The organism is Bradyrhizobium sp. AZCC 1693, assembly GCF_036924745.1.
Taxonomy (GTDB): domain Bacteria; phylum Pseudomonadota; class Alphaproteobacteria; order Rhizobiales; family Xanthobacteraceae; genus Bradyrhizobium.
In genome coordinates, this window is the sequence record NZ_JAZHSD010000001.1 from 3,422,561 (window position 1) to 3,444,252 (window position 21,692).

Below are 21,692 nucleotides of genomic sequence, written 5' to 3' on the forward strand. Positions count from 1 at the left end.
ACTTATTGCTTTGTCTTGAGGGCCCGCGATGCTGAATCGCCGCTCGCAAATCACTGCAAGTCACGTCGCGGCGCAGCATGCAAAATGAGACTACCGGTCAAGTTGCGACCGGCGAAGTTGCGCGCGCAGCCCAAGCATCGGCTAGCTTTCGTCCGGCGGTTCCGGTCGCGATGCATTCCGGCTGCGCGATATGCAGCCGGAATCGACTGCATGGCGATTCCTGGAACGACCTGACGATACAAGGCCTGACAATACAAAAACCGGCGATACAAGGGAGGGGTTCGATGTTTAGAAGCTGTGCGGGACTGGTCGCGCTGAGCAGCCTGTTGCTTTCCGGCGCCGCCTTGGCTCAAGAGAAGATCAAGGTCGGCGTCACCGCGACGCTCGAAGGCACCTATACGGTGCTCGGCGAGGACGGCATACGCGGCCATCAGACGGCGCTCAACACGCTCGGCAAGAAGATCGGCGACAAGGAACTCGAGTTCATCATCGCGTCGACCGATGCCGCGCCCGACTCCGCCATTCGCGCGGTGCGCAAACTGATCGAGCAGGACAAGGTCCAGATCCTGCTCTCGCCGCTGTCCGGCGACGAAGGCATCGCGGTCAAGAACTTTGCCAAGACGCGCCCCGAGCTGACCTTCGTCAACGCCGCTTCCGGTGCGCAGGAAACCACTTACGTCGATCCGTCACCAAACTTCTTCCGCTTCAACATGGATGGCGCCCAGTGGCAGGTCGGGCTCGGCAAATACGCGTATGAGACCAAGGGTTATCGAAAGATCGCAACCGTCGGCGAAGACTACTCGTTTATCTACACGCAGGTGTTCGGGCTTGTGCTGGAGTTCTGCGGCGCCGGCGGGCAGGTCACGAACCGGCAGTGGGTGCCGCTCGGCACCAAGGACTTTGCTTCGGTCATCGCCGCGCTGCCCGACGATGTCGACGCCATCTATCTCGGCCTTGGCGGCGCGGACGCCGTCAACTTCCTGAACCAGTATCAGCAGGCCGGCGGCAAGGCGCATCTGATGGGCGGTTCGATCATGGTCGACCAGACCATCCTTTCCGCCAAGGGCAATGCCAAGAACGCGCTGCTCGGCACCATCGCCGCCAGCGGCCAGGCCGACACCTGGGAGGATCCGGGCTGGCAGAAGTTCGTGAAGGCCTATCAGGATGCCTTCCCGCCGAACAAACGGTTCCCGAGCCCCTCGCTGCTCGCCACCAATTATTACGGCTCGACGATGGCGCTGATCCTCGCGCTGCGTCAGGTCAACGGCGATCTCAGCAACAATCAGGCGAAACTCAAGGAAGCCCTCGCCAAGATCGAGCTCGACGCGCCCAACGGCAAGATCAAGCTCGACTCCAACCGCCAGGCCATCGGCACCAACTTCGTCACCGAAGTGGTGGACGATGGCAAGGGCGCCTTGTTCAGCAAGGTCGTGAAGGTGATCCCGAACGTGAACCAGACGCTGGGTTACGACCCGGCAGTATTCTCCAAGATCGGCCTGCCGAGCCGGACGGTTCCGGAGTGCAAGAAGTACTGAGTTCTTCGCGTTTGCGAACCGGCCCCGGTCACGCGCCCGGGGCCGGCCCGATACCATCCAAGCTTGCATTCTCTCCGCGGATGTTGAACGTTGGCGGAAAAGACAAGAACATCCCGCGGGAGGGAAGGCATGAGCAAGGCTCTGGCCGTCTTCCACGGCCGGTTCGGTCGCGCGACGGTCTATCAGTTGAACCGCCCCTTCAACATGCATGCGCATCGCGAAGGGCATCTGATTTTTCACGTCGGTGGAACGCCCGCTCGCATCGACGTCTGCGATGAGCGATGGCTCCTCGCAGAAGACTCCATTGTTGCCGTCAACCCCTGGGAACCACACAATTTTGTCCCGACGGATATGGAGAACGGCGCGATCTTCTTCGTCCTTTACGTCAACGCCGAATGGTTCGCCCCAGATGCGGCCCGCGCCCACAGCCTGCGGTTCGGCCGCACCTGCTTCAAGCGCACGGCTACCCTCGACAGGCATATTCGCCGATCCGCGGCGCTGGTTTGCGGCGCACCTTCGTTAAGCAGTCTTGATTGCGAACTGAGGCAGTTGATCGACAGTTGCTATGACGAGAGCTGGCAGATGTCCGAGCCGGTCCAGGAGACGCGCACCACGGCCGCCGTCACCGACTTCCGCGTCCGCAAATCCATCAAACTGATGTCCGAAAGCCCGGGCGCCGAAATCGAACTGGATTCGATCGCACGGGCCTCCGGGCTGTCGCGTCCGCACTTCTACCGGCTGTTCCGCACCCAGACCGGCGTCACCCCGAACCTCTATCTCAATACACTGATCATGGAACAGGCGCTCGACGCGCTGGTCGCGACCGAAGTGCCGATCGCTGATATCGGCTTCGATCTCGGCTTCTCCTCCCAGAGCGGTTTCACCCGCTTCTTCGCCGCCAATGTCGGAATGGCGCCGACCGAATACCGCCGCGCCGCCAAAGTCTTACGCCCCTGAGCGTAACAGGCGCGAAAAGATACTGACAATCAAGTGCAAGGTCCGCGGCGTCGTTAGGATGCCCCAAAACGCGAGCCGAAACGGCCGCGGCGTCTGGGAGGACGGCATGGCGACGGGCGGGCCAAAACCGTGACAAGATTCATCGAACGCCATCCGGCATGGGCGCTGATCCTGCTGATCGCGGTCGCGGTGATGCTGTGGCTGATCCTTGCCGTGTGGCCACCCGGCCTCGAAGAGGCGATCGGCAGGAAGCGGGTCTTTCTCAACGCCGTCTTCAACGGCATCACGCTCGGCAGCCTCTACTTCCTGGTGGCCAGCGGCTTCACCCTGATTTTCGGCCTGATGCGCAACGTCAACCTGGCGCATGGCTCGCTCTATCTGTTCGGCGGCTATGTCGGCTACGCCATCAGCGTCTGGACCGGCTCATGGGTGCTCGGCTTCATCATCGCGTTTATCGGCGTGGCGCTGGTCGGCATCGTCCTGCAGATCGTGGTCTTCCGCCGCATGGAGGGGCAGGATTTGCGCCAGACCATGGTCACGATCGGGCTCTCGATCGTGTTTGCGGACCTGATGCTGTGGGTTTTCGGCGGCGATTTCTATCAGATCCAGACCCCGAGCTGGCTGGTCGGTCCGATCGAATTGCCGCTGGTCACCGCGGTCAAATCGTCGGGGGAAGCGGTCTACCTTCGCTATCCGCTGGTGCGGCTGGTGATCCTCGTCGCGGCGATCGTGATCGGGATCGCGATGTGGCTGGCGCTCAATCGGACCCGCGTCGGCATGATGGTGCGCGCCGGCGTCGATGACCGCGACATGCTCGCCGCAACCGGCGTGCCGATCCAGCTCGTCTTCGTTGTCGTGTTCGCGCTCGGCGCAGGGCTTGCCGGCATCGCGGGCGTCGTCGGCGGAACCTTTCAGTCGATTTCGCCGGGTGAAGATACCCGCTTTCTGCTGGCTTCCCTCGTCGTCGTCATCGTCGGCGGCATGGGATCGATCCCCGGCGCGGCGCTGGGCGCCGTCATCATCGGCCTCGCCGAGCAGCTTGGCTCCGTCTACATCCCGACCTACGCGATCGTGGTGACCTTCCTCATCATGGTGCTGGTGCTGGCGCTGCGGCCGCAGGGCCTTCTGGCGAGGCGCTGACATGTCGTTGGTCCAGGGCGCGCATCAAGAGACCAGCCGGCCGGCAGGGGTGCGCGCGACATTGCTGGCGTGGCCGGAATTCAACAAGCCCGCCGTCTGGCTGGTGGCGGCGATCCTGCTGATCATGCCGTTCATCGCCAACGGCTTCTTCCTGATCGAGATCTTCGCCACGACGCTGATCTTGGGGACCATCGCCCTCAGCCTGATGTTCCTGGCGGGTTATGGCGGCATGGTCAGCCTGATGCAGCTCACCGTCGCCGGCTTTGCCGCCTACATGGTCGCGGTGTTCGGCATGAGCGCCAACACCAATATCAGCCTGGGATGGCCGTGGTGGCTGGCGACGCCGATGGCGCTGGTGCTCGCGACCATCTTCGGCACGCTCGGCGGCACCCTCGCGGTGCGCACCGAAGGCATCTACACCATCATGATCACGCTCGCGATCGGCGCGGCCTTCTACTATTTCACCAACCAGAACTGGCCGATCTTCGGCGGCCACACCGGCATCAACACCATCGCCACGCCGAAATTCTGGGGCGTCGACTGGCGCTCCGATATCCCCTTCTATTACGTCACGCTGGGCGTCGCGGCGTCTTGCTATTTCGCCGTTCAATACGTCTCGCGCGCACCGTTCGGCCTCGCACTGCAGGGCGTGCGGGACAATCCCCGCCGCATGGCGGCGCTCGGTTTCAATGTCAACGCGCACCGCGTGGCAGCCTACGCGTTCGCGGCCTTCATCGCCGCGCTCGGCGGCGTGCTGCAGGTCTGGAACTACCGGCAGATCTCGCCCGGCTCGGTCAGCGTCGGGGCCTGCATCGATATCCTGATCATCGCCGTGGTCGGCGGCATCACCCGCCCCGTCGGTCCCTTCATCGGCGCCTTCATCTTCGTCATCCTGCGTACCTTCGCGCTCGATCTGCTGGTCAAGTTCGGGCTCGACGGCAATCGCTTCCGGTTGCTGATCGGCCTCGGATTCCTCGCCATCGTGTTCTGGTCGTCGGATGGCGTGATCGGACTCTGGGAGCGATGGCGCCGCCGCGCCGCGGCCCCGGACGCTCGCACGGGCGGAGGCCACCGTCATGGATAGCGCCGCGCCACGCTTTTCCGCCGTCGGTGCCGGCGCCGCGCTGGAGCTGCGCGGCGTGACGCGGCTGTTCGGCGCGCTCGCGGCGCTGACCGACGTCACCATCACGGTTCGCCCGGGCGAACGCCGCGCCGTGCTCGGCTCCAACGGCGCCGGCAAGACCACGCTGTTCAATTGCGTGACCGGCGACTTTCCGCCCTCCTCCGGCACCATCCGCTTCTTCGGCGAGGACATCACCCACTTCCCGCCTTACGAACGGATCAGGCGCGGCCTGCGCCGTACCTACCAGATCTCGGCGCTGTTCCCCGGCCTCACGGTGCGGGACAACGTCTACCTCGCCTGCCGCGGCGTTTCCCGCGGACGATTCTCTCCGCTGCGTCCCGGCGCGAACGACGCCCTCATGCATGCGGCCGAGGCGTTGATCCAGGCGGTGCACCTGACGCCAGTCCGGGAACAGCGCGTGGCGGAGCTCGCGCATGGCCAGCAGCGACAGCTCGAGATCGCGCTCGCACTCGCAGGCGCCCCGCGCTTCATCCTGTTCGACGAACCGGCCGCAGGGCTCTCCCCCACCGAGCGGCGCGAACTGATCGAAATCCTGACGTCTCTGCCCGCCCATATCGGCTACATCATCATCGAGCACGACATGGACGTCGCGCTGCGCGTCGTCGAAAGCGTCACGATGATGCACAACGGCCGCATCTTCAAGGAAGGCCTGCCGCACGAGATCGAAGCCGACCCCGAGGTCCAGGAACTCTATCTGGGGGCCGGTCATGAGTGAGGTCCGCCGCTCCGCACCCGCCCTCGAAGTCAGGGGCCTCGATGTCTATTACGGCCATTCGCATGCATTGCAGGGCGTCGACCTGACCTTGGATTCAGGCGTGTTCTCGGTGGTCGGCCGCAACGGTATGGGCAAGACCACGCTATGCAAGACCATCATGGGTCTGTTGCGGGCGAGCGGCGGCTCGGTTCGTGTTCGCGGCGAGGACATCACCCGCCTCAGCCCGGCGCGGATCGCGCAGGCAGGCGTCGGCTATGTTCCGCAAGGCAGACGGCTGTGGCGCTCGCTCAGCGTTGCCGAGCATTTGAGCCTCGCCGCCGGGATGCGGCGCGGCGCCTGGACCATCGATCGCATCTACGAGACGTTTCCCCGCCTTGCCGAACGCAAGGACCATGGCGGCGGCCAGCTCTCGGGCGGCGAACAGCAGATGCTGGCAATCTCGCGCGCGCTTCTGACCAATCCGCAGCTGCTCATCATGGACGAGCCGACCGAAGGCCTTGCGCCTGTCATCGTCGCCCAGGTCGAGGAAATGCTGGTGCGCCTCGGTGAAGACGGCGACATGTCGGTGCTCGTGATCGAGCAGAATATCGGTGTCGCCACGGCAATCTCGAAGAACGTCGCGATCATGGTCAATGGCCGCGTCAATCGCATCATCGACTCCGCGCGCCTGGCGGCCGACCGCGAGTTGCAGCAGCGCTTGCTTGGTGTTGGCGTCGTTGGCGTCCATGCCGGGCCGGAAATGGATATCGAAGCAGCCGATGTAGGCGCTGAGGCCAAAGCGCGTCCCGCGCCGCCGCGCGCGTCGAGTATCGCGCCGGTCCGGATCTATGTCTCCAATCCCACGCTGCCGACGCGCTGGTCGCAGCCCGCGCCCATTGCGCGCATCGAGGCCGCAGCGCGCACGCTCTCGACAGGCGTTACGCGGATCGAAGACGCTGCCCGACAAAAGCGCCAGGCCGGTGCGGCTGTACAAAGTGCGTCCGGGCCGCCCGTCGTGCTCGTTGCCGGCACGCTCGATACCAAGGGCGAGGAGTTGCGTTTCATCCGCGACGTGATCGCCGGACAGGGCTTGCGGACGCGGCTGGTCGACGTCTCTACCAGCGGCAAGCTCTCCACCTGCGATGTCTCCGCCCAGGAAATCGCGCTGAACCACGGCCGCGGCGGATCTGCTGTGTTCGGGTCCGACCGCGGCGCGTCGGTGACGGCGATGGCGGACGCCTTCGCCAACTGGCTGCGCCGCCAGGGCAATGTCGCAGGCATCATTTCGGCGGGCGGTTCCGGCGGCGCCTCGCTGGTCGCGCCCGCCATGCGCGCTCTTCCCGTCGGCGTACCGAAACTCATCATCTCTTCCGTCGCGTCGGGAGATGTCGGCCCCTATGTGGGGCCTGCCGATATCACCATGATGTATTCGGTCACCGACGTACAAGGCCTCAATTCGATCTCGCGCGCGGTGCTCGCCAATGGCGCCAACGCCATCGCCGGAATGGTGAAGGCGCGTCTCGACAATCAAGCCAAAACCGAGCGCAACGCGCCGGCCGATTTGCCGGCGGTCGGCATCACCATGTTCGGCGTGACGACGCCAGCCGTACAGAAGATTACGGCGGACCTGCGCAACGATTTCGAATGCCTCGTCTTCCACGCCACCGGCGTCGGCGGCCGCTCGATGGAAAAGCTGGTCGATTCCGGAATGCTCGCCGCGGTCGTCGACCTCACGACGACGGAAGTCTGCGATCTCCTGATGGGCGGCGTGTTTCCCGCCACCGACGACCGCTTTGGCGCGATCATCCGCAGCCGCCTGCCCTTCATCGGCTCTGCCGGCGCCCTCGACATGGTCAATTTCGGCGCGCCGGACAAGATCCCCGAGCGCTATCGCCAGCGCAAATTCCACGTTCACAATCCGCAGGTGACCTTGATGCGCACCACGCCGGAGGAGAACGAGCGCATCGGGCGCTGGATCGGCGAAAAACTCAACCGGATGGATGGGCCGGTGCGTTTCTTCCTGCCAGAGGGCGGCGTCTCCGCACTCGATGCGCCGGGCCAGCCGTTCTGGGATCCGGAGGCCGATGCGGCGCTGTTTACCGCGCTGGAGCGCAGCGTGCGCCAGACCAGCAATCGCCAGCTTGTCCGCGTCAAGCGCCACATCAACGAACCCGAATTTGCATCCGCCATCGTCAACGCGCTCCGTCCTCTGGTCGGACGCCCGGGGACCCGTCGGAAAGTCGCGAGGTGACCATGGCAAAGTTCGAACGTTCAGCCATTCTGAAGAAGTTTCGCGCCATGGCCGCCAAGGGCGAGCCGATCGTCGGCGGCGGCGCCGGCACTGGTCTATCGGCCAAATGCGAGGAAGCCGGCGGCGTCGACCTGATCGTCATCTACAATTCCGGCCGTTATCGAATGGCCGGCCGCGGCTCGCTTGCCGGCATGATGCCTTATGGCGATGCCAACGCAATCGTCGTTGAGATGGCCGGCGAAGTGCTTCCGGTCGTCACAAGGACGCCGGTGCTCGCCGGCGTCAACGGCACCGACCCGTTCCGCGACATGGACAGTTTTCTCGACCAGTTGAAGGCCCTGGGCTTTGCCGGCGTGCAGAACTTTCCAACCGTCGGGCTGATCGACGGCGTCTTCCGCGCCAATCTCGAAGAGACCGGCATGTCCTACGCGCTGGAGATCGACATGATCGCCAAGGCGCGTGACAAGGACATGCTGACGACGCCCTACGTGTTCAGCGAAAGCGAGGCCGCGGCAATGGCAATCGCCGGCGCTGACATCATCGTCTGCCACCTCGGCCTGACCACCGGCGGCGCGATCGGGGCGCACACCGCACCAAAACTCGAAGACTGCCCGGAACAGATCGACACCTGGGCGGCAGCGGCGCTCAGCGTCAATCCGGACATCCTGGTGCTGGCCCATGGCGGCCCGATCGCCGAGCCTGATGATGCCGACTTCATTATGAAACACACCCGCAAGTGCCACGGCTTCTACGGCGCTTCCTCGATGGAGCGCCTGCCAGTGGAGCGGGCGCTGACGGAACAGGTTCGTAAGTTCAAGGCGATCGGCGCGCGATAACGCCGGGAGCAAAAGGAGGAAAAGATGTCGGGGACTCTGGTTGGCGAATTGATCCTCTGGCTGATCGTTGCGATCGTCGTGATCGCCATCGTCGTCTACATCGTGAACTGGCTCTATCACCGTTCGTCGAAGGAAGTGTCCTTCGTGCGCACCGGTCTGCTCGGCGAGCGCGTGGTGATCAATGGCGGCGCGTTCGTGCTGCCGTTCATTCACGACTACACGCCCGTCAACATGAACGTGCTGCCGATGGGCATCGTGCGGGCCAAGCACGACGCGGTGATCACCCGCGACCGCATGCGCATCGACATCGAGGCCGACTTTTACGTCCGCGTGCAGCCGACCCGCGAGGCGGTCGCCATCGCCGCCGCGACGCTCGGACGGCGCACGCTCGAACCCGAGCAACTGCACGCCCTGCTCTCCGGCAAGTTCGTTTCCGCCATACGTTCGGTCGCGGCCGAAATGACCATGGAGCAGATGCACGAGCAGCGCGGCGAGTACGTCACGCGGCTAAAGGCCGCCGCCGCCGAGGCGCTCGCCCAGAACGGACTCGAACTGGAGTCGGTCGCCATTACCGATCTCGACCAGACCGACCTCGAATATTTCAATCCGTCGAACCGGTTCGACGCCGAGGGCCTGACCCGCCTGATGGAAGACATCGAGGCCAAGCGCAAGCTGCGCAACGACATCGAACAGGATTCGATGATCAAGATCCGCACCCGCAATCTCGATGCCGAGCGTCAGGCGCTGGAGATCGAGCGCGAGAGCGAGACTGCCCGCCTCGAACAGGAACGCGACATCGAGATGCGCCGGGCGCTGCAGCGCACCGAGGTGGCGCGCGAACGCGCATTGCGCGAGACCGAGGCCGAACAGGCGCAGATATCCGCGCGTGAAGCTATCGAGAAGGCCCGCATCGCCAACGAACAGGCGATCGCCGAAGCCCGCATCTCCTCCGAACGCGAGACCCGTCACCGCGAGATCGAGCGCACGCGCGCGGTGGAAGAAAAGGAACTGCTCGCGCGCGAGGAAATCGAAAAAGCCAAAATCGCCAATCAGCGTGCGGTCGATACTGCCCGCATCGCCTCCGAGCGCGAAGTGCGGCAGCGCGACATCGAACGCACGCGATCGGTCGAGGAAGCCGAGATCACGGCCCGCGAAGCGGTCGAGAAAGCACGTATCCAGCAGGATCGCTCGATCACGGATGCGCGGATCGCCAACGAGGAAGAAACCCGAAGGCGCGAGATCGAGCGTACCCGCGCGGTCGAGGAAGCCGAGATCGCGGCGCGCGAGGCGACCGAAAAGGCCCGCATCGCCCAGACCACCATCGTCAACGTCGAGCGCATCGCCTCCGACGAGCGCACCCGGTCGCTGGAGATTGCGCAGGTCCGCACCATTCAGGAAGCGGAGATCGAGGCGCAGAAGGCGGTGGAAGCCGCACGGATCGCCCGCGAGCGGACGCTGGCGGCCGAGCGAATCGGCGCCGAGCACGCCACGCGCAAGCTGGAAATCGAGCGTAACCAGGCGCTCGAAGTCGCAGGCATCGCCGCGCGCGAAACAACCGAAGCCTCACGTATCGCCCAGGAAGAGCGCGTTCGCTCGCTCGAAATCGCGCGCAACCGCGCCGTCGAGGAGGCCGACATCGCCTCGCGCGAAGCGATCGAGGCCGCGCGCATTGCGCAGGAGAAGGTGATCGCCGCCCAGCGCATCCGGGCCGAGAAGGAAACCCGGGGGCTCGAGATCGACCGCACCGAATCGATCGAGGCCGCCGAACTCAAGCGCCGCGACGCCATCGAGCGACGCCGCGTCGAGGTCGAACTGGCGCTCGAAGCCGAGCGCATCGCCTCGTCCAAGACCCGCGAAGTGCTCAACATCGACCAGAAGAAGGCGGTCGAGATCGCCGACGAGGAGCGCGTCATCGCGCTTGCCGCCAAGCGTTCCGAACGCATCGATGCCGATCGCCAGGTCAAGCAGGCCGAGATCATCGCGCGCAAGGAAGTCGAGACGTCAGACGTCTCGCGCGAACAGGCGCTCGAAGCCGCCCGGCTCGCCCGCCGGCGCGCGATCGAGCAGCTTGAGGTCGGGCGCGTCCAGGCGCTGCAGGAAGCCGAGATCGCCTCACGCGAGGAAGTCGAGCGGGCCCGCATCGCCTCCGACCGCGGCCTCGACGAAGCGCGCATCGGCCGCGAGCGCGACCTGCGCAAGCTGGAGGTCAATCGCGAAAAGGAAGTCGAAACGGCGCTGATGGATAAGGCTATCGCTCTCTACCAAAAGTCGCTGGAAGAGTCCGCGGCCAAGGTGGCGGCCGAGGATGCGCGCGCGGGAGCGACGGAAGCGGCCGAGCGCGTCGTCACCGCCCGCGACAGCGAGATCGCTAAGCGCCAGAAGACCATCGAGGTGCTGCTGGCGGAGAAGCGAGCCGAAGAGACGAAAATCGCGGCCGACGCCGAGCGCGTGCGCGCCGCCGTCGAGGCCGAGGCGCAACGGCTGCTCAACGAAGCCGAGAACGTGCTCACCGACCAGGCGCGCTACTCGCTGTTCCGCCGCAAGCTACTCGACCGCATCGAAGGCATCGTGCGCGAGAGCGTCAAGCCGATGGAGAAGATCGAGGGCATCCGCATCCTTCAGGTGGATGGGCTCAATGGCGGTGGCGGCGGCGGCAATGGCGGCCGCAGCGCCACCGACGAGGTGATCGACTCGGCGCTGCGTTACCGGGTGCAGGCGCCGCTGATCGACTCGATCCTCGCCGATATCGGCGTCGAGGGCGGAAGCCTTGCCAGGATGCCGGGCCTCATTCGCGAAGCGCGCGACATGCAGGGCATCAAGGAATCCACGCGCAAGGGCGGTCCAGGCAAGCCCGACACGCCCCCTGCCGCCCCCGGCGAGCCCGCCGCCGAACGCGGACCGCGCAAGAAAGGTTGAGATCACGCCATGGCCCGGGTCTACGTTTCTACCGTCGTCAACGCCCGCAACGACCGCGTCTGGGCGCGTGTGCGCGACTTCAACGGCATGCCCAACTGGCATCCCGCCATTGCGGAGAGCCGCATCGAGGGCGGCGAGCCCGCGGACAAGATCGGATGCGTGCGCGACTTTCGCCTGCGCAACGGCGACCGCATCCGCGAAAAGCTGCTTGGGCTCTCCGACTACGACATGTTCTGCACCTACTCCATCCTGGAGTCTCCCATGGGGGTCGAGAACTACGTCGCGACCCTGCGGCTGACGCCGGTGACCGACGGCGACCAGACCTTTCTCGAATGGACCGCCGAGTTCGACTGTGCGCCCGAGCGCGAGAACGAGCTTGTCAGCAATATCGGAACCGGTGTGTTTCAGGGTGGCTTCGACGCGCTCAAGCGCGCCTTCGGAGGCTAGCGTGCCGCATATCGTCAAAAGCACGATCCTGAACGCGCCGACCGGCGCAGTCTGGAATGTGCTGCGCGATTTCAATGGCCACGACCGCTGGCACCCGGCGGTGGCGACCAGCACCATCGAGCGCGCGCAGGCCTCCGACAAGATCGGCTGTATCAGGCGCTTCAAGCTGCAGGACGGCTCAGAGCTGCGCGAACAATTGCTGGCACTGTCCGACCTCGAACAGACCTTCAGCTATTGCCTGCTCGATACGCCGATCCCGATGTTCAACTATGTCGCCCATGTCCGCCTGCTGCCGGTCACCGACGGTGACCGCACCTTCTGGCATTGGGAATCCAGGTTCACCACGCGGCCCGCGGATGCCGAGCGGCTAACGCAGATGGTCGCGGAACAGATCTATCAAGCCGGCTTCGATTCCATTCGCCGGCACCTGAAGGAGGCCGCATGAACGCGGAGGCAATATCATGCCCGTCACGGTGAAGACATTCGCGAGTTTTGGCGAGGCGGCATCGGCATTGTCGACCGACCGCAGCGCGCGCTATCTCGGCGGCGGCACGCTGGTCATGCGCGCCCTCAACGAAGGCGACATCTCGATCTCGACGGTGGTGCGCGCGACCGATCAAGCGCTGTCTCGCATCGATGTGGCGAGTTCGCGGATCAGGATCGGTGCCGGCGTCACCTTCGCAAGAATTCTGGCCGAACGCGATCTCGCCTTTCTGCACGCGCCCGCGCGATCAATCGGCGGGCCGGCGGTGCGCAACATGGGCACGGTGGGTGGCAATCTGTTCGCGCCCAGCCCCTATGGCGATTTCACCGTGGCGCTGCTCGCGCTCGACGCGACGGTCTCCGTCCAGGGCGGACTGGGCGCTCGCGACATGCCAATCGAGGAATTTTTGCAGTCCCGCGAACGCCAGAGCGGCGCGCTGGTGCTGGCCGTCTCCTGTGCGCGGCCTGCAAGCGCCGACGCCTTCCGCTATCGCAAGATCGCCCGCATCAAGCCAAAGGGCGGCTCGGTGATCACGATTGCCACGCATCTGCCTGCCAGTGGCGGCCGCATATCGGGGGCGCGCATCGCGCTCGGCTCGATGGCCGCGACGCAGATTCGCGCAAGGGCCGCCGAACGCGCGCTGGAGGGCCGCCCGCTCGACGACGCCGCGATCAGCGCCGCAGCCGCGGCTGCAACGGAGGGCGTATCGCCCGCCGACAACGCCCTTGGCAGCGCCTGGTATCGCCGCGAGATCGTCGGCGTCCATCTTCGCCGCCTGCTTTCCGGCCTGGAGTAAGTATTCATGACCAAGACCCCGCTCCAGTTTCGTCATAACGGTCGCGACGTCGCCCTGTTCGTCGACGGCGGCGTCAATCTGCTGGTGGCGCTCCGCGAATTGATCGGCGACATGACGCCGAAATTCGGCTGCGGCCAGGGCGGCTGCGGCGCCTGCAGCGTGCTGATCGACGGCGAGCTCCATCTCTCCTGCCTGACGCTGGCGGAAACCGTGAACGGCCGCTCGATCGAAACGCTCGACGGATTGAAGGATGGCCCTAACTTGCATCCCCTGCAGCGCGCCTTCATGGAGCAATTCGCAGCCCAGTGCGGCTACTGCACGCCGGGCATGCTGATGGCTGCGAAGGCGCTGCTCGATCGCAACCCCTCGCCGAACCGCGCCGAGGTCATCGAGGCGATCTCGGGCAACATCTGCCGCTGCACCGGCTACGAGCCGATCATCAACGCCGTCCTCGCCGCCGCCACGAGCGGACGCGCCCGCGCCTGAAGGGAACGACCATGCTGGAACTGCGCAAGGACATTTTCGCCGACGAGCGCGATGATAACTTAAAGGAGATCGGAAAGGGCACGCAGCGCCAGGACATGCTCGGCCATGTCACGGGCACCTCGACCTATTTCGACGACCACAAGCTGCAGGGCATGCTCCATCTTAAAGTGTTGCGCAGCCCGCACGCCCATGCCCGCCTGCGCCGCATCGAAACGACGGAAGCGGAACGCGCGCCCGGCGTTCGGCGCATCATTCGCGGCGCCGACGTGCCGGTAAATCTCAACACGCTGCTCAGCCTCATCAACTTCGGCAAGGACGACGAGCCGTCGCTCGCGGTCGACAAGGTCCGCTACAAGGGTGAACCGATCGTCGCTATCGTCGCCGACAGCCCGCGTGAAGCCTTTGAGGCGCTCGCGAAAGTGCGGGTCGACTACGAACCATTGCCTGCTGTGTTCGACGTTGAGGAGGCGCTCAAACCTGGCGCCCCCGTCGTCAACGAGGTCTACTCCAAGAACACCTTCATCTATCACGACGTCTACGATCACCAGAAACTGCGCTTCGGCGATGTCGAGCGTGGCTTCGCCGAGGCGGACCATGTCCTCGAACAGCGCTACCAGATGTCGCCGATCGAGCACGCGCCGACCGAGACCAACGGCTCGATCGCAGCCCCCGACACCAACGGCCGCTATGTCGTCTACACCTCGACGCAAGCCCTGTTCTTCTCGCTCGACACCTGCGCAAAGATCCTCGACGTGCCCTCCAACACCTTCCACTTCATCGGCGGGACCGTCGGCGGCGGCTTCGGCGGCAAGGTGGACACGCTCACCGAACCGCTCGCCATCCTCGGCGCGATGCTGACCGGCCGCCCGGTGCGCTATCAGCTCGGCCGCGAAGAGGAGATGCAGTTCGGCTCGCCGCGCGGCGCCGAACGCATCTACATCAAGGACGGCGTGATGCGCGACGGGCGTATCGTCGCGCGCAAGATTCGCGCCTATTTCGACAGCGGCGCCTATACGCGGCTTTCCAGCTACGCCGTCGTCAAATGCGCGGCGCACCTGCCCGGCCCCTACACGATCCCCAACGTCTACGGCGATGTCTACTGCGTGTTCACCAACCGGACTCCGGCAACCGCCATGCGAGGGTTCGGCGTCACGGCGATGGACTTTGCGCTCGAATGCCAGATGGACAAGCTCGCGCATCTGGTCGGCATCGACCCGATGGAATTTCGCATCCTCAACGCCTATCGCGACGGCGACATGAAGGCGCACCGGCGCGAGGCCAAGAACACCGCATTGATCGAATGCGTGCAGGTCGCCGCTGAAAAGGCCAAATGGCCGCTTCGCGAAGAGGTGAAGCGGATGTCGTCGCGCAAGGACGGCGGCGGCAGCCGGGCGGCGATATCGCCGACGCCGCGCGAGCCTGTTCCGCAACGCGGGGCCGTCTCGCAGCAGCGGATCACCTATGATCGCGCACCCGCGGCATCGACCCATGAACCGCCTCCCGCGCCGACACCACCCGCCCCTCCCCCACGGCCACAGGCTCCGTCGCCGTCGCATGGCGCCACCCGTTTCTCCTCCGTCTTCGGCACCAGGAGGCGCTGATCATGACAAAACATCGCGGACGCGGCATCGCCTCGATCAACTATCCCATCGGCATGAACCTTGGCGGCGATCCCAGCCAGGCGCTGGTTCATTCCAACCCCAGCGGCAAGTTCACGGTATCGCTGTCGTCGATCGATCTCGGCCAGGGCATGAAGTCGGTGACGCGGCAGATCTGCGCGGAGACGCTCGGCGTGCCTGTCGAAGACGTCTATGTCGATACCGCCGATTCCGACACCGGGCCGCACTGCATGGGCTCGTTCGCCTCGCGCGGCACGCATCGCGTCGGCAACGCGGTCATGGCGGCGGCAAAGGAAGCGCGCGGCGTCATGATGGAAGCCGCCGCCGAGGAGCTGGAGGTCAACGCCGCCGATCTCGATACCGACGGGCGCGGCAACATCCATGTCAAGGGCGCGCCGCACCGCTCGATCTCCACCAAGGACGTCGCCATCGCCGCGCAGTTCAGGCAAGGCAAAACGATTTCGGGACGCGGCATCTTTCTGGTGCCGTTGTCGGAGGTGAATCCCGAGACCGGCGAGATGTCGCCTGCCACCTGCTACGCGCATGCCTGCCTAGTCGCCGAGGTCGAGGTCGATGACGAGACCGGCGAGGTTGCGATGGTGCGCATCGACAGCGCCTATGAACTGGGCCGCGCGCTCAATCCGCGCCTCGTCGAGCAGCAGCTCGTCGGCGGCGCATGGATGGGAATCAGCCACGCGCTGTTTGAAACGCCCGAGCCTTATTATCCCGACCCGGCGCACGGCCCGCGCGACTTCGTCGAATATCTGATGCCCGGTCCCGGCGACATCTGCCCGCACGATATCGCGGTGCTGGAGCGCCCCGCCGCCGATGGGCCGTTCGGCGCCAAGGGCCCCGGAGAAATGTGCGCCAATCCTGTGCTGCCGGCGGTCGCCAACGCCATCTTCAATGCCGTCGGCGTGCGGATGGATGAACTGCCGATCACGCCGGAAAAAGTCTTGCGGGCGATCAAGGCCCAGGGCGGCGCGCGGCCGCAGGCGCGGCGCTGAGGCAGAACATGACGGTCCGCGGCAACATCGTCGGCATCGACAGCCCCGAGGCGCTCGAACGGGCGTTGCGGACGGCGTATTATTTGGCAGACGACGGCCTCGCGACGGCAGCCTATCTTGGGCTGGCGCTCGGAAAGCCGCTGCTGCTGGAAGGCGCGCCGGGTGTCGGCAAGACCGAAGCGGCAAAAGCCATCGCCGCCGTGCTCGGCCGCCGCCTGATCCGCCTGCAATGCTATGAGGGTATCGACGCATCCGCCGCGCTCTATGAATGGAACTATCCGCGCCAGATGCTCGCGATCCGACAGGCGGGCGAGGAAACGATCGACATCTACGGCGAGACTTTTCTGATCGAGCGGCCGATGCTCGCTTCCTTGCGCGCGCCTGACTCCACCGTGCTGCTGATCGACGAAATCGACCGCGCCGACCAGGAGTTCGAGGCGTTCCTGCTCGAATTCCTTTCCGACTTCCAGATCTCCATTCCCGAGCGCGGCACGGTGCGCGCCGCGGAACGTCCCGTCGTCGTGCTGACCTCGAACCGCACCCGCGATCTGCACGAAGCCTTGCGCCGCCGCTGCGTTTATCACTGGATCGATTATCCGACTGCCGAGCGCGAGGCGCGCATCGTGATGATGCGGGCATCGAGCGTCGCCGAAGCAACCGCACGCGCCGTCGTCGCGGCGGTGGGGAAGCTGAGGCGCGAGCCGCTCAGCAAGGCGCCTGGAATCGCGGAAGCCGTTGACTGGGCCGAAGCGGCCACGCTGCTGCACGCGCGCGGTGCCCGCTGGCCCGATGCCTTCAAACGCTCGATCGGCGTTGCGCTGAAGGACGAGGAAGATCTTACCTTCATCTCCGGCCGGCTCGACGCCCTCATTGCGGAGGCGGCGGCGTGAGCGGCGAACTGCAATTGCCGCACGCGGCCCGCGTGTTCGTGTCCTTTGTCGCGCTGCTGCGCGCCAACGGTTTTGCCGTGGCGCCGGAGCAGACAACGGCGTTCCTGGCTGCCATCGAGTTGCTGGGTCCGCGCAGCCTCGAAGCCATTCGGCAGGCCGGGTTGGCAACGCTCGCCCCGCCGCCGGAGCGGCGCACGACCTACGACCGGCTGTTCGACATCCATTTCATCGGCAGCGAAGCGATTGATCATGCGGGCGCGGAAGATGAGGAAGTGGTTCGCCTGCAGGAGGAAGGCCGCGGCGAAGACGAAACATTGCTGGCTGATGAGGCCAACGAGTCCGGACTTGTCGCGGCCCGCGCCGAGGCGCTGGTCGAACGACGCTTCGCGGCAAGCGCCACTGGCGATGCCCTGCGAAAACTGTCGCGCGAGGCGCCCGCGCGACTGCCGCGGCGGCGCGGCCATCGCCGCATGCGTGCCCGCCGCGGGCCGTGGGCAGATCTGCGCCGCACCCTGCGCGAGAGCGTGCGCAATGACGGCGAGGTGCTGCGGCTCGGGCGCCTGAAACGCCGCGCCCGGCCGCGCAAGATTCTGCTCCTGATCGACGTCTCCGGCTCCATGAAGGGGCGCACCGACGACAACATGAAGCTGGCGCATGCGCTGTCGCACGCAGCTCCCAACGTCGAAGTGTTCACCTTCGGCACCAGGCTCACCCGCGTCACCCGAGCGCTGCGTCTCAAGCGCCGCGAGCAGGCGCTGTCCGCTGCCGCGCATCTGGTCAGCGATTGGGACGGCGGCACCCGCATCGGCGATGCGCTGCAGGCGTTCCTGGCGGTGCCGCGGTTCGGCAGCTATGCGCGTGGCGCCGCCGTCGTCATCCTCTCCGACGGGCTGGAGCGCGGCGATCCCTCGGCCCTGCGCGACGCGGTCGCAAACCTGTCGCGGCGCGCCTGGCGCCTGAGCTGGCTGACGCCGCTGGCGGCAGGCCCCGGCTTTCAGCCGCAGACCGAAGCGCTGATCGCGATAAGGCGCTTCGTGGATGATCTGGTCGACGGCGGATCCACCGTCGCGATCGCTTCGCACGTTCTCTCGCTTGGACAAAGGAAGGCCGCGTGACCGAGATCGTCGATGCCCATCATCATATCTGGCGTCAGGCCGATCTGCCCTGGCTGAGCGGCCCGATGCAGCCGCGCATCTTCGGCCCCTACGAGCCGATCCGGCGCGACTATCCGATCGAGGAATATCTCGGCGATCTCGCGGGCTCCGGCGTGACGCGCTCGGTCTATGTGCAGACCAACTGGGCCAACGACCGCTTTGAGGACGAAACCGCCTGGGTCCAAGGGACCGCGAAGGAGCACGGTTGGCCGCACGCCATCGTTTCCTATGCCGACTTCAACGTCGACGACGTCCGCCCGCAGCTCGATCGTCTGGCGCGCTATCCACTGGTGCGCGGCGTACGCATGCAATTGCACTGGCACGAAAACCCGCTCTATCGTTTTGCGGCCCGGCCGGACCTCTGCGCCGATCCCAAGATCCGACGCAACGTCGCGCGCCTCGCCGACTATGGCTTCAGCTTCGACCTGCAGGTGTTCGCGCCGCAAATGGCGGATGCCGCCGGACTCGCCGAAGCCTGTCCCGATGTAACCTTTGTCCTGCAGCATGCCGGCATGCTGGAGGACCTTTCGTCACAGGGGCGAGCCGCCTGGCGCGCCGGCATGACCCGGCTCGCGGCCTGTCCAAATGTCGTCTCAAAACTTTCCGGCCTCGGCACCTTCATCCACCGCAACGATCCCGCGCATGTATTCGACGTCCTCACCGAGACGGTGACGATCTTTGGCGCCGACCGGTGCCTGTTCGGCTCCAATTTTCCGATCGAAAAACTTTGGACCAGTTATCGCGAACTGGTGGACGCCTATCTCGCCGCGACAGTGCATCTTCGCGCGGATCAGCGCGACGCAGTTCTGAGAGCAACAGCCGTGCGCGTTTATCGACTGGGAACCTGAGCGAATAAGAGGATTCGGGGAGACAGACACATGCCGCTTGAAATCAAGATTTTGGACTATGGAGATATCGAACTGGAATCGAGCTTTCTCGTGCTTGGCCGCGATTGCGGCCGGACCCGCCGTGTCCTGACGCTGGGCTTCCTGATCGTCGGCGGTCCCTATCCGGTCGTGGTCGACACCGGTTATCGCTCCAACCAGATCATGGAAACGCTGGGCATGCGCGGGCTTCAGTTCCATGAGAACATGATCGAGAACCAGCTCGCGCGCCACGGCGTGCGGATGGGCGACGTCCGCTATGTCTGTCACACCCATCTGCATATCGACCACGCCGGCAAGGACGATTTGTTTCCGATGAACACGACGGTCGTGCTCAACCGCAAGGAGCTGGAATATTCCGTTTCCGGATTGATGCATCCGCAATATCCGGCGCCCGATATCAAGCATCTGATCGACCGCCTGCACACCAGGAGCGCGCTGCGCTTCCTCGATCTTGAGGTGACCGGTCCGATCGAACTGATGCCGGGCGTTTATTGCGAGGCCGCCAACGCCCACACCGAAGGCTCGATGAACATCCACGTTCATACCGCCGACGGCATCGCCACCATTTGCGGCGACGTGATCTACGACATTAACGACCAGATCGTCACGCCCTTCAACGAGATTCACGACGCCGAGCCGCGCACCACAGGCAATCACGGCACCAGCAAGCGGGCGGAAAAGGCCGCGATCAAAAAACTCCTCAGCAATTCGCGCTACCTGCTCCCGGTCCACGACCGCCCGGCCAAAGTCGAAGGCGGCATCGTGGTCGGCCGGCTGCACGACCAGGTACCGGGACCGGTGGTTCAGAGCCTGCCTCAGCGCAACTGGTTCCCGGCCTGACGCGAGAAAAGGACCGACCGATGACGCATGTCACGCTGCGCCCGGAATTCGAAACCCTGATCGACCCCTACGCGCCCGTCGGCCAGGTCGGCACCGGTTTTGATTTTACGGAGGGCCCGATCTGGCATCCGGTGCATCACTATCTGCTGTTTTCGGATATGCCCGGCGATGTGCGCCGGCGATGGGATGCCAAGCGCGGCGTCGTCGAGGTCAAGCGTCCTTCGAACAAATGCAACGGCATGACCTATGACGCAGAGCTCAACCTGATCGTCTGCGAACACGCCACCTCGTCATTGATCCGCGAGCGCCCCGATGGAAGGCGCGAGGTGATTGCTTCGCACTACGAAAATCAGGAGCTCAACAGCCCGAACGATGTCTGTGTGCATTCGAGCGGCGCGATCTATTTCAGCGATCCCTGGTATGGCCGCATGCCGGTCTACGGCGTCGAGCGGCCGCGCCAGCTTGGCTTTCAGGGCGTCTACCGCATCCCGCCGGGCGGCGGCCCGCCGAAACTCGTCGTCGACCGCCATCTGTTCGACCAGCCCAACGGCCTCTGCTTCTCGCCAGACGAGCGCCTGCTATATGTCAACGACACCACGCAGGCGCTGATCCGCGTCTTCGACGTCGAAGCCGATGGTTCGCTCGCCAATGCGCGCGTCTTCGCCAGCGGCATTCGCTCCGAGCTCGAGCCCGGCCTGCCGGACGGCATGAAATGCGATCAGCGCGGCAATGTCTGGGTCACGGCGCCCGGCGGCGTCTGGGTCTACTCTCCCGCCGGCGAGTTGCTCGGCAAGGTCCGCGTTCCCGAACTCGTCGCCAATCTCGCCTGGGGCGGCGCTGATTTTCGCACGCTCTATCTGACCGCCACCCATTCGGTCTATGCGATCCCGGTCAAGGCCGGTCCGCGCCACGAACCCTATATGAGCGGCCGGGCTTCGACCGGTCCCGAGACCGGATCGGCCCGGCCTGTCTCTCCCCAACTCGCCGGTGACGACATGCAGCTCGATCCGCGACGCTGCGCGATGATCATTCAGGATTTGCAGAACGACGTGATCATGGAAGGCGGCGCATTCGCCGATTCCGGCTCTCCCGGCCATGCGCGCCAGCAACGGGTGGTTGACAATGTCCGCCGCCTCGCCGAAGCGGCGCGGGCGCGCGGCATCGTCATCATCCATGTCTGGTTCATCGTCGAGCCGGGTGCGCCCGGTGTCACGCTCAATGCGCCGCTGTTCGAGGGACTGGTCGATAGCGGCGCGATGGTGCGCGGAAGCTGGGGCGCGGCCCCGGTTCCGGGGCTCGAGCCGCGCGCCGGCGATTTCATCGTCGAGAAAATGCGCATGAGCGCCTGGGAGGGCACAAGGCTGGAGACCATCCTCAAGGCGACTGGCCGCGACATGCTCATCAACACCGGCGCCTGGACCAACATGTCGGTCGAACACACCGCCCGCACCGGCGCCGACAAGGGCTACTTCATGATCGTCCCGGAAGACTGCTGCTCGACCATGAACGCCGACTGGCACAACGCCTCCATCAACTTTGCGATGCAGAACGTTGCCGTCGTCACCAGCGCGGATGCGGTGCTCAGGGGACTGGGATGAACAGAGCCCGG

General features: G+C 65.1%; 19 protein-coding genes. All 19 read left to right on the forward strand.

Annotated features, from left to right (window positions below):
• Positions 1 to 284 precede the first annotated feature (284 nt).
• Positions 285 to 1,535, forward strand: coding sequence for an ABC transporter substrate-binding protein (locus V1293_RS16300; protein ID WP_334510919.1), 1,251 nt, complete (start codon positions 285 to 287; stop codon positions 1,533 to 1,535).
• 129 nt (positions 1,536 to 1,664) lie between these two features.
• The gene (locus V1293_RS16305) at positions 1,665 to 2,492 is read left to right on the forward strand and encodes an AraC family transcriptional regulator (RefSeq protein ID WP_334510920.1); all 828 of its coding nucleotides are present in this window, start codon (positions 1,665 to 1,667) and stop codon (positions 2,490 to 2,492) included.
• Positions 2,493 to 2,621: 129 nt separating this feature from the next.
• A complete protein-coding gene (locus V1293_RS16310) occupies positions 2,622 to 3,632 on the forward strand; it encodes a branched-chain amino acid ABC transporter permease (RefSeq protein ID WP_334510921.1) in 1,011 nt (336 codons plus the stop codon).
• A 1-nt stretch (position 3,633) separates the two neighbouring features.
• Positions 3,634 to 4,716, forward strand: coding sequence for a branched-chain amino acid ABC transporter permease (locus V1293_RS16315; RefSeq protein WP_334510922.1), 1,083 nt, complete (start codon positions 3,634 to 3,636; stop codon positions 4,714 to 4,716).
• On the forward strand, positions 4,709 to 5,491 hold the full coding sequence (locus tag V1293_RS16320) for an ABC transporter ATP-binding protein (protein ID WP_334510923.1): 783 nt from the start codon (positions 4,709 to 4,711) through the stop codon (positions 5,489 to 5,491). The genes V1293_RS16315 and V1293_RS16320 overlap by 8 nt, the downstream gene beginning before the upstream one ends.
• Positions 5,484 to 7,721: an ABC transporter permease gene (locus V1293_RS16325; RefSeq protein ID WP_334510924.1), complete on the forward strand. Its 2,238-nt coding sequence runs from the start codon at positions 5,484 to 5,486 to the stop codon at positions 7,719 to 7,721. Before V1293_RS16320 ends, V1293_RS16325 begins: the two co-directional genes overlap by 8 nt.
• Before the next feature lie 2 nt (positions 7,722 to 7,723).
• Complete coding sequence (locus V1293_RS16330) at positions 7,724 to 8,557, forward strand: phosphoenolpyruvate hydrolase family protein (protein ID WP_334510925.1); 834 nt, start codon at positions 7,724 to 7,726, stop codon at positions 8,555 to 8,557.
• 24 nt (positions 8,558 to 8,581) lie between these two features.
• Positions 8,582 to 11,473, forward strand: coding sequence for a flotillin family protein (locus V1293_RS16335; RefSeq protein ID WP_334510926.1), 2,892 nt, complete (start codon positions 8,582 to 8,584; stop codon positions 11,471 to 11,473).
• Positions 11,474 to 11,482: 9 nt separating this feature from the next.
• The gene (locus V1293_RS16340) at positions 11,483 to 11,920 is read left to right on the forward strand and encodes an SRPBCC family protein (protein WP_108517242.1); all 438 of its coding nucleotides are present in this window, start codon (positions 11,483 to 11,485) and stop codon (positions 11,918 to 11,920) included.
• A gap of 1 nt (position 11,921) precedes the next feature.
• The gene (locus V1293_RS16345; RefSeq protein ID WP_334510927.1) at positions 11,922 to 12,365 is read left to right on the forward strand and encodes an SRPBCC family protein; all 444 of its coding nucleotides are present in this window, start codon (positions 11,922 to 11,924) and stop codon (positions 12,363 to 12,365) included.
• A gap of 16 nt (positions 12,366 to 12,381) precedes the next feature.
• Positions 12,382 to 13,200, forward strand: a complete 819-nt coding sequence (locus tag V1293_RS16350) for an FAD binding domain-containing protein (protein ID WP_334510928.1) — start codon at positions 12,382 to 12,384, stop codon at positions 13,198 to 13,200.
• A gap of 6 nt (positions 13,201 to 13,206) precedes the next feature.
• Positions 13,207 to 13,686 (forward strand): (2Fe-2S)-binding protein, encoded by a 480-nt coding sequence (locus V1293_RS16355; RefSeq protein WP_334510929.1) that lies wholly within the window; start codon positions 13,207 to 13,209, stop codon positions 13,684 to 13,686.
• 11 nt (positions 13,687 to 13,697) lie between these two features.
• A complete protein-coding gene (locus V1293_RS16360) occupies positions 13,698 to 15,287 on the forward strand; it encodes a xanthine dehydrogenase family protein molybdopterin-binding subunit (RefSeq protein WP_334510930.1) in 1,590 nt (529 codons plus the stop codon).
• A gap of 2 nt (positions 15,288 to 15,289) precedes the next feature.
• A complete protein-coding gene (locus V1293_RS16365; protein ID WP_334510931.1) occupies positions 15,290 to 16,312 on the forward strand; it encodes a xanthine dehydrogenase family protein molybdopterin-binding subunit in 1,023 nt (340 codons plus the stop codon).
• Positions 16,313 to 16,320: 8 nt separating this feature from the next.
• Entirely contained in the window at positions 16,321 to 17,202 is an 882-nt protein-coding gene (locus V1293_RS16370) for an AAA family ATPase (protein ID WP_334510932.1), read from the forward strand.
• On the forward strand, positions 17,199 to 18,317 hold the full coding sequence (locus tag V1293_RS16375; protein ID WP_334510933.1) for a vWA domain-containing protein: 1,119 nt from the start codon (positions 17,199 to 17,201) through the stop codon (positions 18,315 to 18,317). The genes V1293_RS16370 and V1293_RS16375 overlap by 4 nt, the downstream gene beginning before the upstream one ends.
• Positions 18,314 to 19,204: an amidohydrolase family protein gene (locus V1293_RS16380; RefSeq protein WP_334510934.1), complete on the forward strand. Its 891-nt coding sequence runs from the start codon at positions 18,314 to 18,316 to the stop codon at positions 19,202 to 19,204. Before V1293_RS16375 ends, V1293_RS16380 begins: the two co-directional genes overlap by 4 nt.
• Positions 19,205 to 19,234: 30 nt before the next feature.
• The gene (locus V1293_RS16385; protein WP_334510935.1) at positions 19,235 to 20,083 is read left to right on the forward strand and encodes an MBL fold metallo-hydrolase; all 849 of its coding nucleotides are present in this window, start codon (positions 19,235 to 19,237) and stop codon (positions 20,081 to 20,083) included.
• Positions 20,084 to 20,103: 20 nt separating this feature from the next.
• Positions 20,104 to 21,681 (forward strand): isochorismatase family protein, encoded by a 1,578-nt coding sequence (locus tag V1293_RS16390; RefSeq protein ID WP_334510936.1) that lies wholly within the window; start codon positions 20,104 to 20,106, stop codon positions 21,679 to 21,681.
• The last annotated feature ends 11 nt before the right edge of the window (positions 21,682 to 21,692 follow it).

What these genes read in the sequence shown, in the direction of transcription:
- V1293_RS16355 (WP_334510929.1), top strand. Translation starts at nt 13,207, where the DNA reads ATGACCAAGACCCCGCTCCAGTTTCGTCATAACGGTCGCGACGTCGCC.
- V1293_RS16320 (WP_334510923.1), top strand. Translation starts at nt 4,709, where the DNA reads ATGGATAGCGCCGCGCCACGCTTTTCCGCCGTCGGTGCCGGCGCCGCG.
- V1293_RS16360 (WP_334510930.1), top strand. Translation starts at nt 13,698, where the DNA reads ATGCTGGAACTGCGCAAGGACATTTTCGCCGACGAGCGCGATGATAAC.
- V1293_RS16325 (WP_334510924.1), top strand. Translation starts at nt 5,484, where the DNA reads ATGAGTGAGGTCCGCCGCTCCGCACCCGCCCTCGAAGTCAGGGGCCTC.
- V1293_RS16390 (WP_334510936.1), top strand. Translation starts at nt 20,104, where the DNA reads ATGACGCATGTCACGCTGCGCCCGGAATTCGAAACCCTGATCGACCCC.
- V1293_RS16350 (WP_334510928.1), top strand. Translation starts at nt 12,382, where the DNA reads ATGCCCGTCACGGTGAAGACATTCGCGAGTTTTGGCGAGGCGGCATCG.
- V1293_RS16385 (WP_334510935.1), top strand. Translation starts at nt 19,235, where the DNA reads ATGCCGCTTGAAATCAAGATTTTGGACTATGGAGATATCGAACTGGAA.
- V1293_RS16335 (WP_334510926.1), top strand. Translation starts at nt 8,582, where the DNA reads ATGTCGGGGACTCTGGTTGGCGAATTGATCCTCTGGCTGATCGTTGCG.
- V1293_RS16330 (WP_334510925.1), top strand. Translation starts at nt 7,724, where the DNA reads ATGGCAAAGTTCGAACGTTCAGCCATTCTGAAGAAGTTTCGCGCCATG.
- V1293_RS16305 (WP_334510920.1), top strand. Translation starts at nt 1,665, where the DNA reads ATGAGCAAGGCTCTGGCCGTCTTCCACGGCCGGTTCGGTCGCGCGACG.
- V1293_RS16370 (WP_334510932.1), top strand. Translation starts at nt 16,321, where the DNA reads ATGACGGTCCGCGGCAACATCGTCGGCATCGACAGCCCCGAGGCGCTC.
- V1293_RS16365 (WP_334510931.1), top strand. Translation starts at nt 15,290, where the DNA reads ATGACAAAACATCGCGGACGCGGCATCGCCTCGATCAACTATCCCATC.
- V1293_RS16340 (WP_108517242.1), top strand. Translation starts at nt 11,483, where the DNA reads ATGGCCCGGGTCTACGTTTCTACCGTCGTCAACGCCCGCAACGACCGC.
- V1293_RS16315 (WP_334510922.1), top strand. Translation starts at nt 3,634, where the DNA reads ATGTCGTTGGTCCAGGGCGCGCATCAAGAGACCAGCCGGCCGGCAGGG.
- V1293_RS16300 (WP_334510919.1), top strand. Translation starts at nt 285, where the DNA reads ATGTTTAGAAGCTGTGCGGGACTGGTCGCGCTGAGCAGCCTGTTGCTT.